The sequence below is a fragment of the Dyella sp. genome (genome assembly GCF_035685885.1).
Classification (GTDB): Bacteria; Pseudomonadota; Gammaproteobacteria; order Xanthomonadales; family Rhodanobacteraceae; genus Dyella.
Genome location: NZ_DASRZX010000064.1, coordinates 1 through 15,101 on the forward strand (window position 1 = coordinate 1; position 15,101 = coordinate 15,101).

A 15,101-nucleotide genomic window follows, 5' to 3' on the forward strand; every position below is an offset into this window, starting at 1 on the left:
ACTGGCGTCATAACCCAGTGTCGGCCGCCCTAACTGCGGCGTCTCGGACGGCTCTCGATGCCCGTTACGAGCAAGCTCCCGCGAGATGGTGCTGGGGGAGCGCCCCAAGACCCGTGCCAGCTGCCGCGCACTCTCGCCACGTGCCTTGCCGACCATGATCGCACCGCGTTCTTCGGCGCTCAGATGATTGTAGTGCCGGCCCATGCATCACCTCGTCCCCGGGTGTTGCACTTGATCTTAGATACCGCCCGTTGTATTGGAGCGCCGTGGTCAACGGCGTGTGCGCGGTGCCACTGATGGCCGCGATCATGATTGTGGCGCGGCGAAAAAAGGTGATGGGCGAGCACTTCGTCCGCGGCTGGCTGTTGTCGCTGGGCTGGCTCGCGACCATCATCATGGGTATAGCCGCGGTGGTGATGTTCATGACGCTGGGTCAGGGGTAGTGATCTCAGGGTAGCGAGCCACGGCCGTCCGTCGCTCCGTGCGCGTTGGTTGGCGCTCCCTGAAAAGATTTTCTCTGCGCAGGCGGGCCTTTTACTGATCGTGCCGCGCGACCCAATGCCGGATCCACGATGTGGGACGGCTGCTGGTTGAACTCGCGTTGAGGGATCAGCCCTGGATTCGCGCGTGCCAGCAAGCGATGCGCGAGTGCCCCATCAATGACAGCAGGCGACGGAGGTAGCCCGACTCCTATCGGGCTACCTTTTGCTCCAGCTTGATGACGGCGTTGTGCAAAGATGCCAACACGGGCCGCGACGGAACCACTCGTCGATCCTTGCCCTGAGCGCGCACTTCCCGTTCAACTTTCACTCGACTCATGGCAACGACATTTTAGGAAGGCTTTGCTTCGGAGGCGCTGGCGATGTCTTCCGCCCCGTGATTCTTGAAGATGTCCTTGGCGAGCGAACGCTGCTCGGACGTCTCGACATGAACCGAGATGAGTATGTTTCCGGCGCGGACCTTGGCGTCGTAGCGCTTGGCTTCGTATTCGGGCATGCCCAGGCCGACGAGTCCGCCGATCAGTCCGCCGGCCGCGCCACCCACGGCTGCACCGCCGAGCGCCGCCATGATGGGGCCCGCGGCAATGAATGGGCCAAGCCCGGGAATGGCCAGTGCACCAATGCCGGCCAGCCAGCCGACCGCCGCACCGACGCCAAGGCCCGCAACGCCGCCGGCGGTGGCACCTTCGGGCGCCTTCGTGTTGTGCTCGTGCGCGAAATCCTTGCTGCCGCGCTTGTCCGGCAACAGCGCCGAGATGGCGTCGGCAGTGAATCCCTGTTGCTTGAGGTTGAGTACGATGGCCTCGGCCTGCTCCAGCGTGGTTGCGATGCAATACACCGAATCTTTCATGGTCGCCTCCGACATTTAGGGTTTGACTTCAAGTTCATTGTCGACGCGCTGCACACCCGACACCGACTGCACGATGCCCTCAATGCGGGTTTTCTCGTCGTCGCTCTTCACCGGTCCGCGCAGCGTGACCGTCCCGCCAGTGGCGATGATCTTCACGTTGTGCGCCATCACGGACAGCGACGAGTCCTTTGTCAGGGCGCGGCGCACTGCAGCAACCAACTTCACGTCGCTCTTATCGTTGGGTTGCGCATCGCTGGTCTTCGACGCGTCGGATCGATCCCGGGCGTTGACGGCGGTGTTGTCCGCCGCGTGACCTGAGGTGGAAGACGATACGGGAGCGTTTTGCGCGATCGCTGCGCTCGCGCAAAACGTTGCGACGGCGATCGACAGGGCTAGCTTGCATCCAGAATTCATGATTGCCTCTCCCATCAGTGGGCTGGTGGTTGATGGTTGGAATCGAGGCGTGAACCGGCTGTGGAACCTGCGCCTGCTTGGCATCAAGCGTTGCTATTTGTTTCGCGTCGCTTCATGCGGCATCAGCGGCCCGGAAAAGCTGCGAAGACCCGGTGACCAGGTCTCCAGTCGATAGCGATCGTTACGCATGCGCATGCGCACGTCGGCATACATGAGATGCCGGAACAGTTCCGTCGCGCAATCGCCACTGAGTGGGTAGTCGGTTTCACCCGTCCAGTGAACCACCACGAAATCCGTGTGCGCGGTGGTCATGCGGGACAGGCGCTCCGCCAGCTGCGCGAGGGCAGGGACGCTGAAGTAGTAAAGGATTTCCGAAAGCACGACCAGATCGAACGTGCCCTGCCAATCGCCGTCGGGCAGATGGGCCTGCACAAACTTCACCTGCGGAGCAGGACACGCGGATCGCGCCCGTTGCAAGGCCGTTTCACTGGTATCGACGGCAACCAGCGTTTGGCAGCGAGGAGCGAGCCAGCGGGTCAATCCACCGATGGAACATCCAAGTTCCAAGGCCTGCGCATAGCGGGGGCGACTCAACGCGTGGAGAGTGGCCTGGTACTTGTCCCGTTCATAGGTGCTGGTGAGCACCGCCCATGGATCGGGATCGTGCGTATACAGTCGCTCGAAATGCTCATGGTCATAGCTGGACATGCAGCAGTACCTCCGTGCCGCCGGTCACGTGGCCCAACAACTGCCCGGGGATCCGGAAGCCTTCAACGTCGCGCACACGCTCGCCGAGCTGACTGGCGTAGGCGCGTATGGCGGCGTCTTTTTCCTTTCGATACCCGCTGACGTCGATGCGCACGCCTGCCAGCGGGCCGGGGCCGTCAAGCAAAAGCCAGCTCCATACTGGATAAGCCATGAGTTCGACGCCGGGCAGGCTCTTGATGGCTTCAGCCACCAGCGTGAATGCCGCCCGATGATCGCTGTGCTGATCGGTGTCGCTGGTGACGACGACAATGCACGGGCTCCGTTCCACCGCAAGACAGCGCAACCACTGCATGGCCCATGCACGATCCTCCTCCTGCAATGTCGCCAGCCCGCTGTCCGGAAGTCCCAGAAAACTCAGCTGCGATGGCGCAAGGCCAAGATAAGCCGTTGCCACCATCGCCTCCGTCCGACGGATGGCGGCCAGATCTTCGCCCGTGCCAGGGTGGGATCGCTCGCCATCAGTGAGGAAGACGACGTGGCGGAGACGATCGGCGCGACTGGCCCCTGCAAGCAAGCCGCCGCAACCCAGTGTTTCATCGTCGGGATGCGGGGCAACAACAACCAGGCCACGTTCGTGCAGCAGATCATCGGGCGACGCCCATGGCAGGCGAAGCGTGGCGCTCGCGAAACTCATGGGCCGTCGCTGCCTTGTTTGCACGCGGCAAGCGCGTATTCGCCAACCTTGTCGCGCACCAGGTCAGGCACCGGCTGCCGCAGGTAGGTGGTGAGATCCCGCGCGGTGCGCTCGATCGGATGGTCCCGCCGAAACGCCGCCAGGCCGACCGAACGCTGCACCAGTTCGATGACATCCAGCAGATGGCGTTCCACGGCGACACGGGCCATGCGTGCGACGTGGGTGGCTTCTTCGCAGGGAACGCGGCCGTCGGCCGCCGTGCGCGCGCTATCGACCCATTGCACGGCGGAGGCCACGGCGATGGCTGCCTCGGCGACGCGGGCACGCTGATGCGGATCGCCGTCGCGACCGGCAGCAAGCAGCGCGCGGGCCATCAGTTCGACGAGCCGCTCGCCTGCGCCCAGTTGCGCCGCAAGGAATCTCCAGGCACCGGTGGTGAACAGCGGCTCGCGGTGATAGTCGTTATCGTGGCCGATGACGTCATCCCACTTCAGCGTGGCATGGTGATAGCTGACGGGCAGGGTGATGGAGGCGCGCATGCCGTGCATGTCCCACGCCTCCCGGCCACCCACCTGGTAGCGCGCCTCCGGCCACACCATCACGTAGCCGAGCGCAGGGTGCTGCGCCGTGGTCAATGGACGGTTGATGAGGCCCGCGCCGGACGCATACGCCTTCTGCCCGGCAAGCACCGGGCTGCCATCCACACCATCTTCCAGTCGCAGCGGACCACTTGCATGCGGAGCATTCCAGACACCCAGCCAGCCGCCATCCGCCACGTAGCGACAGAGTTGGTCACGCTGGGATGCATTGCCATAGGTCCAGATGAGCTGGAACGCATTGACATGGCCTTCGTAGAGGCGAGCCAGCGACAAATGCGTGCCGCCCAATGCACGCAGCCAGCCGAACAAGGCGGCGGAAGACGTCGGGGACCAGCCGAACTCGCATCCTCCCGACGAGGCCGGAAGCACTGCGTTGCTCGCACCGCAAGCGACCAGGTATCTGAGCCCTTCGAGTGGCGCGCCGTCGGTGCGGTCGTCCTCGGCAGCCAGCGGATCGAGCGTGCGCTGCAACGTGTCGCGGTCCGGAAGGGCAGGCAGTGCATGGGGCTGTCGATGACGTGGCAAAGCATTCATGGCGCTACCTGCGCTGTCTCAGCGTCTGCGACCAGATGGGGGAGGCTGAGGCGCGAAAGCATGGCTTCGCCGCGCGTGCATTGATGCGCCAGTTGGCCTGGACTCAGCGCTTCACGCACCAGCCGCGACGACGACTGTTCCAGGCTCGCCCATGCCGCGCCGAAATGCGCATGCTCCAACGCATGCGTCACGAGCGTGGCCGGCACGCGTAGCTGGCTCGCGAATGATTCCGCCTGCGAGGCGGAGGGCGAACCGAGCCGGTGCCATCCGCGGAATACTCGGCGCGCTCGCGCCCGAAAGCAGGCACGATCCACCGCCTCCAGGCGGTCGTCGCACAGGGCATGCGGATCGAGAATGCGCCGACGCATCGTGTCGGCCATGCCACCTTTGGCGCGACCAAAGATGCGGCCCGAGGTGAGCACCTTGCGCGAGGTGTCATGCCTGACGCGAAAATCATGGTGCTCAAGCCACTTGACCATGGCCTTGTCTTCACCGCAAACCGGCCATGGCGCATCGGCCAGCGCAGCCAGGCAGGAGCGCTTCATCGCAAGATTGGCGCCACTGGCCTGGTAATGGCGTGGCCATGGGTTGTGCGCCACCGGATCGAACCAGCTTTCCAACGCATCCAGGCAACTTTCGTAGCGCCGCTCCAACTGCTCGCGCAGCCGCAGCGATCGCGGCAGATCCTCAGCGTCGTCGGCATGGAGGGTGGTCAAACCGGCTACCGCGTCGTAGCCCGCGTGCAACAGCTCGCCATAGGCAGTGATCCAATCCCGCGGCGGAATGCTGTCCGCATCGGTGGTGAAGATCGCGCCATGCGGCGAGGCGAGCTGGTCCATGGCAAGGCGCACGGCCAGGCAACGCGATGCGCCTGCATCTCGTCGCGCGCGAGGCAAGTCAACGTCGACGACCCACATGGGCATGCTTTCGCGCCGCCCGTGGGCCATGGTTTCGCGCAGTGTGGCATCCGTACTGCCGTTGACGAGCACCAGTACACCGAACGCACCGTGACGCGACGGTGCCTGGGCAGCCAGTGCGGCGAGGCAACCACCGATGCGGCTCGCTTCGTCGCAGGCGGGAACCGCGACGATGCCATCAAGCACCGATTGGCGCCACGCAAGATTACGCCACGAATGTCGGATGACGATGCCGTCGGGCATCCTGGCGAGCGTGAAATCGACTGACATGAAAGGTCCCGTGTTCACCCGGATGCGGTGAGGAGACAAACGTGGCATCACCTGGCATCGATGCTGCGTCGGCCCTGGTGAACGACCTGTCGAGTTCGCGAGAGACGTCGGTGAGCTGTTGGCGCCGTCGTGCGCACGCAGTGCGTGACGCGCATGAAATTTTGACGCGGCCGTTATTGCGGTACGCGCAGGCTCGTGACGTTTTCGTCGGGCCAGAAAAGTGGCTGCACGATCCAGCACACCTTCGTACCAGCGCGTCTTCCAGAAGCGCCGCGACGAGAAAGACCAGCATCAGGCCCCTTCCTCAAAGAAGTTGGCCCAACGGGCTCGGTGCAAGCCGCGGCCACGGCCGCAACTCCGACTACCTGGAACGTGAAGATCAGCAAGGCCTTCAACGTGTCGCCTCGTTCCGACGCACGTTTCGCAGCGTCAATCGGCATCGCCCAGGCGGCTGGCCAGGAAGTCGATCAGCGCCCGCACAGACGGCAGCAACCCGCGCCTCGACGGAAATACGGCATGCACGATACCGAGCTTCGGCGACCAGTCCGGCAGCAATGCGATCAGGTCGCCACTCTTCAGCTGGTCGGTCACGATCATGTCGGGCAACTGCGTCACGCCCACGCCATGCATCGCAGCGGTACGCAAGGCAATCATGTCGTCGGTGACCATGCGCGGCGTGTGGTACAGGGATGCATGCGCCGCGCCCGGACCATCGAGTTCCCAGATATGCGGGCCAACGGGCGGCACCATGTCCACGGTGGGAAAGCTGCTGAGATCGGCCGGGACGAGCGGACGACCAAGGCGTGTCACCAGTGATGGACTCGCCACCAGACGCCAGCTGCGTTCGGCGAACACGCGCAGCGCCAGATCGCTGTCCTCCAGTGGTGGTGGACGCGCGCGGATGGCTATATCGAATCCCTCGGCAATGACATCCACGCGGCGGTTGGTGCTCTCCAGCATCACGGTGACCTTGGGGCACTCCAACATGAAGTCGGCGAGAATCGCGTCCACGCGCGCCTGCAGCAGCGCGATGGGACAGCTCACGCGCACCACGCCCTGTGGCTCGGCGCGGCGTAGCGCAATGGCTTCGTCCGCGGCGTTCGCCTCGACCAGCATGGCCTGGCAATGCCGGTAGAACTCCTGGCCGATGTCGGTCACCGAGAAATGGCGCGATGAGCGCTGGATCAGTCGCACGCCGAGTTCCTCTTCGAGCAGGGCCACGCGTCGGCTCAGTTTGGACTTGGGCACATGCAGCGCACGGCTGGCTGGCGCAAAGCCTTGGTGTTCGACCACCTGGGCGAAGTAATACAGGTCGTTGAGATCGCGCATGCGGGCCCTCATCGTTCCGCCCATGGGACGCAGCTGGCAAAAATCGCCATCTACCGGGTCTATCGTTCCGGAGATATCGTCCTCCGTCAACAAGGCGCCCATCGGGCTGCCAAACAGGAGACGTCCATGAAGAAGGTGCTTGGCCTGTACGGTGCCCCGCGCGGCCACTGGGTCGGCGACGGCTTTCCGGTTCGCTCGCTGTTTTCGTACGACAGCCACGGCGAGCACATGAGCCCCTTCCTGTTGCTGGACTATGCCGGTCCGGCGCATTTTCCGCCGGCCAAGGAACCACGCGGCGTAGGGCAACACCCGCACCGCGGTTTCGAGACGGTGACCATCGTCTATGAGGGCGAGGTGGAGCATCGCGACTCCACCGGCGCGGGCGGCACCATCGGCCCCGGCGACGTGCAGTGGATGACGGCGGCCTCGGGCATCCTGCACGAGGAATTTCATTCGCACGAGTTCACCCGCAACGGCGGCGTGCTGGACATGGTGCAGCTGTGGGTGAACCTGCCCGCGAAACACAAGATGGCTGCGCCGCGCTACCAGAACCTGCTCAACGCCGACATTCCGTCGGTGGCGCTGCCCGGCGGCGCCGGCACGGTGCGCGTGATCGCCGGTGACTACGAAGGCCATCACGGCCCCGCGCAAACCTTCAGCCCGATCAACGTGTGGGACGTGCGCCTCAACGCCGGCCACGGCACGCGCTTCTCGCTGCCCGAAGGCCAGACGCTGGCGCTGGTGGTGCTGCGTGGCACCGTGCAGGTGAACGGCAGCGAGATCGCCCGCGATGCGCAGATGGTGATGCTCGACCGCGCCGGCACCGAGGTGCGGATCGAAGCGAACGCCGACACCACGCTGCTGTTGCTCGGCGGCGAACCGCTGAACGAACCCATCGTGGGTCGCGGCCCCTTCGTGATGAACACGGTCGCCGAAATCCATCAGGCCATCGACGACTTCAGCAACGGACGCTTTGGCCGCATGCCGGCGCAAGGCAGCGCCTGATCGACACCGTTGCGCCATGCGCGGCGCAACAGCCCCCTTTCCTCCAAGCAGCCGGCAGCCGTCGCCGCCGGTCACGATCGGGCTTTGCCCGTCATCCAACCCGGAGCTTCGACCATGAGTACTCCCGCCAACTTCAACGGCAAGATTCCCACCATCGACGTCAACGACACCGCGATGCTGTTGATCGATCACCAGAGCGGCCTGTTCCAGACCGTGGCCGACATGTCGATGACCACGCTGCGTTCGCATGCCATTGCGCTGGCCAAGGCCGCCACGCTGGCGAAGATTCCGGTGATCACGACTGCCTCGGTGCCGCAGGGACCGAACGGCCCGCTGATTCCCGAGATCCACCAAGTCGCGCCGCATGCGCAGTACGTGGCGCGCAAGGGCCAGATCAATGCCTGGGACAACCCCGATTTCGTCGACGCGGTGAAGGCCACCGGCAAGAAGACGCTGATCATCGCCGGCACCATCACCAGCGTGTGCATGGCCTTCCCCAGCATCAGCGCCGTCAATGATGGCTATCGCGTGTTCGCCGTGGTGGATGCCTCGGGCACGTATTCGAAAATGGCGCAGGAGATCACGCTCGCGCGCATCGTGCAGGCGGGCGTCGTGCCGATCGACACCGGTGCGGTGTTGTCCGAGTTGCAGCAGACCTGGAACCGCGAAGACGCCCAGCAGTGGGCCGAGGCATACACCATGGTGTTCCCGCCGTACCAGCTGTTGATCGAAAGCTACCTCAAGGCACAGGAGGTGGTCGCAAACCACGAGGTGCTGGATTCGCAGCGCAAGTGACGCAGACGGAGGCCGGGAAATTCCCGGCCTCCGTCATCTTCGTCATGCGTGCCCGGCATGACCAAGCATTGCCGTGATGACGCTCAAGCCTTTCTCAGAAAGCAGACCTTGAGCACCAGCCCTTTGATCTTGTCGGAGCTGCCCTCGATGTGCTCGGGGTCGCCATCCACCAGGCGAATGTTGCGGATTACGGTGCCTTGCTTCAGCGGTATGGAAGAACCCTTGACCTTCAGGTCCTTGATCACCACCACCGAATCACCGCTGCCGAGCACGTTGCCGTTGACATCACGCACAACCATGGTGGCTTCTTCCGATGGCGCGGCGTTTTGCGGCCATTCGTGCGCGCAGTCAGGACAAATGAATTGCCCGTTGTCCGGATACGTGTTCTCCATGCCGCAAAGCGGGCAAGCGGGGGCATCGGGGGAAATCATGATCAACTCCAGGGCTTTTTCACCCGCGTTTGCGGGGCTTTCATCGATGGCGCGAACAGGGATGGGCGACAACATGGCGACCCCGGCCTGAGCCTTCGTGGACGCTGTTTCGCCGCGCGCGGAACAGGCTCTTCGCGTACCGGGCAATTATCCGGGAAATACGCCTTGCCTTCGAGGCTGGGCCAGTGCGTCAGGCGCAGATCCCGTGGCTTGGCAAGCGGGCAGGGCAGCTTTGACTGCCACGACTGTGCCCGGAGAAACCTACTCGTCGGCCGTTACACCCGGCACCACGCCCGGTGGCTTGCCGATCTGGGACGCGAGCCCAACGGCAATGGCGCCGTAGATGGTCATGCCCAGCATCGACAGGAGAATCAGGACCACCGTCGTTCCCGTAGGCTTTTCAAGCTTGAACTTTTTCATGAAGGAGTCGTGTTCGGTGCACCCGAACGGTGAAGTGGCGGGAGCGCGAGTCTGGCACCGACATGGAACAAAGGCGCGCGGCAAGGTGGCACATGCGGCAAATTGCGCGTGCCTCTGCGGAGCAAGCCACGCGGCCATGGTCGGATGGCTTGTGATCTTTCGGACGCCGGCGGAAATCCTCAGGCCAGTTGCCGAAGCTTGGGTTCGCGACGCCATTGGCGTGTGCGCGCGGCCTTGAGGAACGCATCGAGCTCGGCGGCGTCCGTCACGCCCGCATCCTTCACCAGGCCACCTGCGCGCAGGATCGGCTGGGCACCCGCATTCGCCGCCAGCGCCTTGAGATGCCCGTAGGCATCGCGTGCAAAATCCACCGCCGCCGCCTGCTTCGCCAGTCGCTTGCCTGCCTCGTCCGACAGCACGATCGCCACCGCGTCGAATACCACCGATGGCGTGCCGGCAAGCTGGCCATCGGCGACGATGGGCTTGCCGTCGTCCAGCGTCACACCTCGGCGCGGCGCCACCAGTTTCACGGTCGCCCCCGCCTTTTCGGCCGCCTTGCGCAGCGCCTTCACCATGGCGGCATCCGAATCGTCATCCACGAGGATGCCGATGGTGCGTCCCTGCAGTGTGTCCTTCATCTTTCCGAGGATCTGCAGGGCGGGCGAGGGTGGCATGTCCTGCAGCGCCACGGCAGCAGGAGGCGCAGGAGGCAGCCGGGCCAGGCCCAGGCCATCGGCGACGCGTTGCGCCAAGTCGGCGTCGACATGCCGAAGGTGTCCCACGACCGCCTCGCGCACGTGCGCGGTGTCGACCTTTGACAGCTCAAACACCAGCGCCGAGGCCATGTGTGCCTGTTCCGTCCCGGTCTGGCTACGGAAAAACAGGCGGGCCTGGCTGTAGTGATCGGAGAAACTTTCCGCGCGGACGCGCCCCTTGACGCCATCGTCGCCATGCGTGGCGGCGCTACGGAAACCTTGGGATATTGCTCGCGGTGAATCGTCCTGCAGCGAACTCGGTTCGTAGTTCACGCGTCCCTTGGGTACGCCCATCTGCATATGGCCGTCACGTTGCAGATTGTGGAAGGGACACTTGGGCGCATTCACCGGGATCTGGTGGAAATTGGACGAGCCAAGACGCGACAACTGCGTGTCCAGATACGAGAACAGCCGTCCTTGCAGCAGCGGATCGTTGGAGAAATCGATGCCCGGCGGCACGTTGGCTGGGCAATACGCCACCTGCTCGGTTTCCGCGAAAAAATTGTCCGGCCAGCGATCGAGCACCATTTTGCCAATGACCTGGAGTGGCACCAGCTCTTCGGGAATCAGCTTGGTAGCGTCAAGGTGATCGAACGGGAACTTCTCCGCATCCGCCTCGGTAAACAGCTGCACCGCGAGATCCCATTCGGGGAAATTGCCGCCCTGGATGGCTTCGAACAGATCGCGGCGCAGGAAATCGTTGTCCGCCGACTGCAGTTTCACCGCTTCGTCCCACACGGTGGACTGGAGCCCAAGGCGCGGGCGCCAGTGGAATTTCACAAACGTCGATTGACCGTCCGCGCGCACCAGGCGAAAACTGTGCACGCCGAATCCTTCCATCATGCGGAAGGAGCGGGGAAGGGTGCGGTCGCTCATCGCCCACATGATCATGTGCATGGATTCGGGCATCAGCGAGACGAAATCCCAGAACGTATCGTGCGCCGTGGCGGCCTGCGGGTAGCCGCGATCGGGCTCCATCTTCACCGCATGCACCAGATCGGGAAACTTGATGGCGTCCTGGATGAAGAACACCGGTATGTTGTTGCCCACCAGGTCCCAGTTGCCTTCCTTGGTGTAGAACTTCACCGCGAAACCACGCACGTCGCGCGGCGTATCGACCGAACCGGCACCGCCTGCGACCGTTGAGAAACGCGTGAAAACGGGTGTCTTCACGCCCACTTCGGTGAGGATTTTTGCGTCGGTGTAGTCGGCCAGCGACCGGGTCAGCTCGAAATGTCCGTGGGCCGCCGAGCCGCGCGCGTGCACGATGCGTTCGGGAATGCGCTCGTGATCGAAATGCGTGATCTTTTCCCGCAGGACGAAATCTTCAAGCAGCGTGGGCCCGCGTGGCGACGCGCGCAGCGAGTTCTGATTGTCCGAAACGGGGATGCCTTGATTGGTCGTCAGCGGCGGGTGCGCGCCTCCGGCCTGCTGGTGCAACTCGTCTCCCTGACCACGGGTCTCGGTGGACGGCGCCTTGCGGGCGGCTGGTTTCTTGCTGGCCATGGCTGATCCCTCCGGACGACCGATTGCGAGGCGTTGCGCAGTGGTCGCTGGATGCTCTACCCGGCGTCGTGAATCCCCGGCGTGCGATGTGCAGACGTGCGGTGAATTCCGGCGCTTCGCGTTCGTTCGGCACGCGTGAGCGCGCGAGTCTTGTGCCGACAGCCGCCTGATTCCGCGGGCCGGTATCTCGCTACCTGAGATGGTGGAATCGCGGCGGCATCAACCTGGACGTCCAGCAGGAGAGAAAACGCGGCGGCTCTTCCAAACGCAGCCAGTGAGGCCTCTCTGTCACATTGGCGACATTTATCGGGGGTAGGGCCATAGCGCCTGCCTTCGACCCCGACGCCTCATCCGACGTCTTGATCCGGCTGCCACAAGGCCGCCGGCCGAAGCGTTGCCTGCGCTCGGCATGCGCTTGCAAATCGCCCACGCGCGCCTTACAGTGAACCATATGGTTCACTATCAAGCCCGCCTCGACGCAACGTTTGCCGCGCTCTCCGATGTCACCCGACGTGGCGTGCTGGAGCAGCTCGGGGGCTCGGACGCTTCGATTACCGACCTTGCCCAACGGTTTCAGATGACCCTCACGGGCATGAAGAAACACGTCAGTGTCCTGGAGCAGGCGGGGCTGGTTATCACAGAGAAGGTCGGGCGCGTGCGGACCTGCAGGCTCGGACAGCGCCGGCTGGAAGAAGAGGCCGCCTGGATCGAGCAGCACCGCCAATTGTGGAGCGCACGCTTTGATGCGCTGGACGAACTTGTCGAGCACTTGAAACGCAAGGAGAAGGCAGATGCCCAACGTAAAAGAAGGTAGTCCCGCCGCCATGAACCGCACCGTCGTGGAGCGGATGTCCGACCACGAACTCGTCGTGAAGCGAACGTTCAATGCCCCCGCGCACATCGTCTTCGAAGCGTGGAGCAATCCCGAATTGTTCAAGCAGTGGTGGGTGCCGAAATCGGTGGGCATGTCGCTGGTCTCATGCGATATGGATGTCCGCACCGGAGGCTCGTATCGCCTCGTGTTCAGCCATCCGTCCTTCGAACAGCCGATGGCGTTCTTCGGCACCTACAGAGAAGTAGCGCCGCACAAGCGCATCGTATGGACGAACGAAGACAGCGATCAGGGCGCCGTGACCACGGTGACGTTCGAAGAAAGTGACGGCAAGACGCTGGTCACCTTCCACGAGCTGTATCCCACAGAAGCGGCCCTCGACGAAGCCCTCGCCGGCTCGGCGGAAGGCCTGCCCGAACAGTTCGCACAGCTGGATGAATTGCTCGCCGGCAGATCCTGATCACGGCTCAGTCAACGGTGTATGGAAAGGGCGGCGATGGAACACGCGATCGCCGCTGCGCTGGTCAGTTCGATGCCAAGTGAGGACGATATGCTCAGGCGCGATTTCCTGAAGACTGCCATGGCGACCGCCGTGCTGACTGCAGCGCTCCCAGTCCAAGCCAAGGAGTTTCTCGCCATGTCGAATGAGCATTTTGCCGACGTCAATGGCCAGCATCTCTTCTACAGCGTGCATGGCGCCGGCAAGCCGCTCATGCTTCTCCACGGTGGCATCGACCCGGACAGCTTCGGAAACAATGTGGCCGGACTGGCCAAGGGCAGGCAGGTGATCGCCGTCCATCTCCAGGCCCATGGGCGCACGCCAGACTCTGACAGGCCGCTACGCAGTGAAACGATGGCCGACGACATTGCCGCCCTGATCGGCTATCTGAAGCTCGGCAAGGCCGACATCATGGGTTACTCGCTAGGCGCCAGCGTCGCGCTGCAAACCGCTATCCGTCATCCGGACGCGGTCGACCGACTCGTGGTTGTATCCGCGGCGATGAGGCAGGACGGCTTTTATCCAGAGGGAGTGGCGGCCTTCAGGCAGCTGGAGGCCAACGCTGCCACGTTCGGCCCTGGCGTCAAGGCATCGCCGCTAGGGGAGACCTATCCCGATGTCGATTGGACCAAGCTTTTCAGGAAGGTCGGTGACTTGACCAAACGCCCCTTTGACTGGAGCGCCGACGTCGCCAAGCTTCATGCGCGCACACTTCTGGTCTTTGCCGACGCGGACGCCATCCGGCCCGAGCACATGGTCGAGTTCTGGAAGGCGCTGGGAGGTGGCCAGCGCGACGCCGGTATCGATGGCTCCCTGCGGCCCGCAAACGAGCTCGCCATCTTGCCCAACACCACCCACTACACGCTCCCCGTCGATCCGATGCTGCCTCAGATCGTCGGACGCTTCCTCGGAGCTGCATTGAAGGCGATAGGTTAGGGGCCGTGAAGCGCTCACGGAGCTATCAGCGCGCGGCGCAGCTGCGTCTGTCCTTTGTGTTTCGAACAATCGGACACGTCACCGCGGACACGCGAGGGTCCATGGATGAAGATGGTGGTGACGTGCGGCGCTTGGTTCGATGGCAGACACCAGGCGCCAGGACAAGGCAATTAGGGCCAATTATCGCGGGCAGGGCAGACTTCGATCTTGTTTCTCACAAGACGCGGTCGATCGCCTGCTGCGGCAGAGACACGCCACTGTCAATGCCCAAAATGACCAACATCGTCTTCAAGTGTCGTCGTTGGCAGCGATCAAGGGATGAATCCACCCGCGGCCTTCCTCGATGAGCACCGTGCCGGGCGGAGCGAGTTTATCCAAGACTAAATCCAGTGGGCGATGATAGTGTCCGCTTCCAAGATGCGATTTGGGGAGCGAGGGATGACCGAAGATCCCCTCCCACCAACTGGCGGCAATTTCGGGAAGCGAGCGATTCCCGTCCGCGAAGCAGTGCCAAGCTTCGAGCTTGAACCGATTCAGCGATCCCAACAGACTGCGATCACTGGAGTTCGCAAATGTCGGCGGCGCCCCCCAAGCCGCCAATTCGGCGGTGCATTGAGGCCATTCCGGGTTGAAATCGTAGTGCAGCAAGAGCTTGAAGAGCTGCTGCCCGGCATGAATGTGGAGATGCTTCAGTAATTCAGCGTGTCCGGGGAGTACAAGCCCAGCACCTGTACTGGCATTCAATAGCGCCACGAATGGCTTGCGCTCAAAGAAGTCGATGTCGGCGTACCACTCACCCAGCGGATTGCTCGGCACAGGAGGCTTTGGCAGCTTGGCCGGCTGATGAAGGCGCTTCAACAGTTTGGCGGTGCAACGGAACGTGATCATGGGGCGATTCTAACGGTGATTGCTCGCTCGGTTTCTCAGTAGCCTTGAAAGCAATTGGTCATCGCTTATCACCAGTAGAAGCCGCAGCGGTACGGTCAGTGGCTCGACGTTCTCACCGTATGGCGGAGCCAACACGCATCACTTCGCCTATGTGAATGGCCAGGAGGTGGGTGATGTCGACGAAGCGGGTGGCATCAATGTCGCCAGCACGCTCACAGG

Annotated in this window: 18 protein-coding genes; 6 read left to right on the forward strand and 12 right to left on the reverse strand. The window is 63.3% G+C overall.

The window, feature by feature from the left end:
• The coding region (locus VFG49_RS08220) for a helix-turn-helix domain-containing protein (RefSeq protein WP_324858101.1) at positions 1–204 on the reverse strand (204 nt) is incomplete at its 3' end.
• 62 nt (positions 205–266) lie between these two features.
• Here VFG49_RS08220 and VFG49_RS08225 point away from each other — a divergent pair.
• Positions 267–443 carry a hypothetical protein gene (locus VFG49_RS08225; RefSeq protein WP_324859312.1) on the forward strand — a complete coding sequence of 59 codons (177 nt, stop codon included), beginning with the start codon at positions 267–269 and terminating at the stop codon, positions 441–443.
• A 388-nt stretch (positions 444–831) separates the two neighbouring features.
• Here VFG49_RS08225 and VFG49_RS08230 read toward each other — a convergent pair whose 3' ends face one another.
• From VFG49_RS08230 to VFG49_RS08260, 7 genes are all read right to left on the reverse strand, one after another.
• Positions 832–1,350 carry a hypothetical protein gene (locus VFG49_RS08230; RefSeq protein WP_324859314.1) on the reverse strand — a complete coding sequence of 173 codons (519 nt, stop codon included), beginning with the start codon at positions 1,348–1,350 and terminating at the stop codon, positions 832–834.
• A gap of 15 nt (positions 1,351–1,365) precedes the next feature.
• On the reverse strand, positions 1,366–1,764 hold the full coding sequence (locus VFG49_RS08235; protein WP_324859316.1) for a BON domain-containing protein: 399 nt from the start codon (positions 1,762–1,764) through the stop codon (positions 1,366–1,368).
• A gap of 93 nt (positions 1,765–1,857) precedes the next feature.
• Positions 1,858–2,472, reverse strand: a complete 615-nt coding sequence (locus VFG49_RS08240; RefSeq protein WP_324859318.1) for a class I SAM-dependent methyltransferase — start codon at positions 2,470–2,472, stop codon at positions 1,858–1,860.
• Entirely contained in the window at positions 2,459–3,166 is a 708-nt protein-coding gene (locus VFG49_RS08245) for a PIG-L deacetylase family protein (protein WP_324859320.1), read from the reverse strand. Before VFG49_RS08245 ends, VFG49_RS08240 begins: the two co-directional genes overlap by 14 nt.
• Complete coding sequence (locus VFG49_RS08250) at positions 3,163–4,299, reverse strand: acyl-CoA dehydrogenase family protein (protein WP_324859322.1); 1,137 nt, start codon at positions 4,297–4,299, stop codon at positions 3,163–3,165. Before VFG49_RS08250 ends, VFG49_RS08245 begins: the two co-directional genes overlap by 4 nt.
• Entirely contained in the window at positions 4,296–5,486 is a 1,191-nt protein-coding gene (locus VFG49_RS08255) for a glycosyltransferase (RefSeq protein ID WP_324859324.1), read from the reverse strand. The genes VFG49_RS08250 and VFG49_RS08255 overlap by 4 nt, the downstream gene beginning before the upstream one ends.
• 429 nt (positions 5,487–5,915) lie before the next feature.
• The gene (locus VFG49_RS08260; RefSeq protein ID WP_324859326.1) at positions 5,916–6,815 is read right to left on the reverse strand and encodes a LysR family transcriptional regulator; all 900 of its coding nucleotides are present in this window, start codon (positions 6,813–6,815) and stop codon (positions 5,916–5,918) included.
• Between the two features lie 126 nt (positions 6,816–6,941).
• On the opposite strand from VFG49_RS08260, the gene VFG49_RS08265 reads away from it, so the two are divergent.
• Positions 6,942–7,820, forward strand: coding sequence for a pirin family protein (locus tag VFG49_RS08265; RefSeq protein WP_324859328.1), 879 nt, complete (start codon positions 6,942–6,944; stop codon positions 7,818–7,820).
• 114 nt (positions 7,821–7,934) lie between these two features.
• Positions 7,935–8,615 (forward strand): isochorismatase family protein, encoded by a 681-nt coding sequence (locus VFG49_RS08270; RefSeq protein ID WP_324859330.1) that lies wholly within the window; start codon positions 7,935–7,937, stop codon positions 8,613–8,615.
• Positions 8,616–8,698: 83 nt separating this feature from the next.
• Here VFG49_RS08270 and VFG49_RS08275 read toward each other — a convergent pair whose 3' ends face one another.
• The 3 genes from VFG49_RS08275 to VFG49_RS08285 form a co-directional block, all read right to left on the reverse strand.
• Positions 8,699–9,046 carry a zinc ribbon domain-containing protein YjdM gene (locus tag VFG49_RS08275; protein WP_324859344.1) on the reverse strand — a complete coding sequence of 116 codons (348 nt, stop codon included), beginning with the start codon at positions 9,044–9,046 and terminating at the stop codon, positions 8,699–8,701.
• Positions 9,047–9,307: 261 nt separating this feature from the next.
• Positions 9,308–9,466 carry a hypothetical protein gene (locus tag VFG49_RS08280; protein WP_324859332.1) on the reverse strand — a complete coding sequence of 53 codons (159 nt, stop codon included), beginning with the start codon at positions 9,464–9,466 and terminating at the stop codon, positions 9,308–9,310.
• Positions 9,467–9,645: 179 nt separating this feature from the next.
• Positions 9,646–11,727 carry a catalase gene (locus tag VFG49_RS08285; protein WP_324859333.1) on the reverse strand — a complete coding sequence of 694 codons (2,082 nt, stop codon included), beginning with the start codon at positions 11,725–11,727 and terminating at the stop codon, positions 9,646–9,648.
• A 409-nt stretch (positions 11,728–12,136) separates the two neighbouring features.
• Here VFG49_RS08285 and VFG49_RS08290 point away from each other — a divergent pair, with 409 nt between their 5' ends.
• Genes VFG49_RS08290 through VFG49_RS08300 form a run of 3 tightly spaced genes read left to right on the forward strand, consistent with a single transcriptional unit; the run spans position 12,137 to position 13,994 of the window.
• Complete coding sequence (locus VFG49_RS08290) at positions 12,137–12,541, forward strand: metalloregulator ArsR/SmtB family transcription factor (protein WP_324859335.1); 405 nt, start codon at positions 12,137–12,139, stop codon at positions 12,539–12,541.
• Positions 12,519–13,019, forward strand: coding sequence for an SRPBCC family protein (locus tag VFG49_RS08295; RefSeq protein WP_324859337.1), 501 nt, complete (start codon positions 12,519–12,521; stop codon positions 13,017–13,019). The genes VFG49_RS08290 and VFG49_RS08295 overlap by 23 nt, the downstream gene beginning before the upstream one ends.
• 36 nt (positions 13,020–13,055) lie before the next feature.
• Complete coding sequence (locus VFG49_RS08300) at positions 13,056–13,994, forward strand: alpha/beta hydrolase (protein WP_324859339.1); 939 nt, start codon at positions 13,056–13,058, stop codon at positions 13,992–13,994.
• A 288-nt stretch (positions 13,995–14,282) separates the two neighbouring features.
• Here VFG49_RS08300 and VFG49_RS08305 read toward each other — a convergent pair whose 3' ends face one another.
• On the reverse strand, positions 14,283–14,882 hold the full coding sequence (locus tag VFG49_RS08305) for a DUF6933 domain-containing protein (RefSeq protein ID WP_324859342.1): 600 nt from the start codon (positions 14,880–14,882) through the stop codon (positions 14,283–14,285).
• Positions 14,883–15,101: the final 219 nt, after the last annotated feature.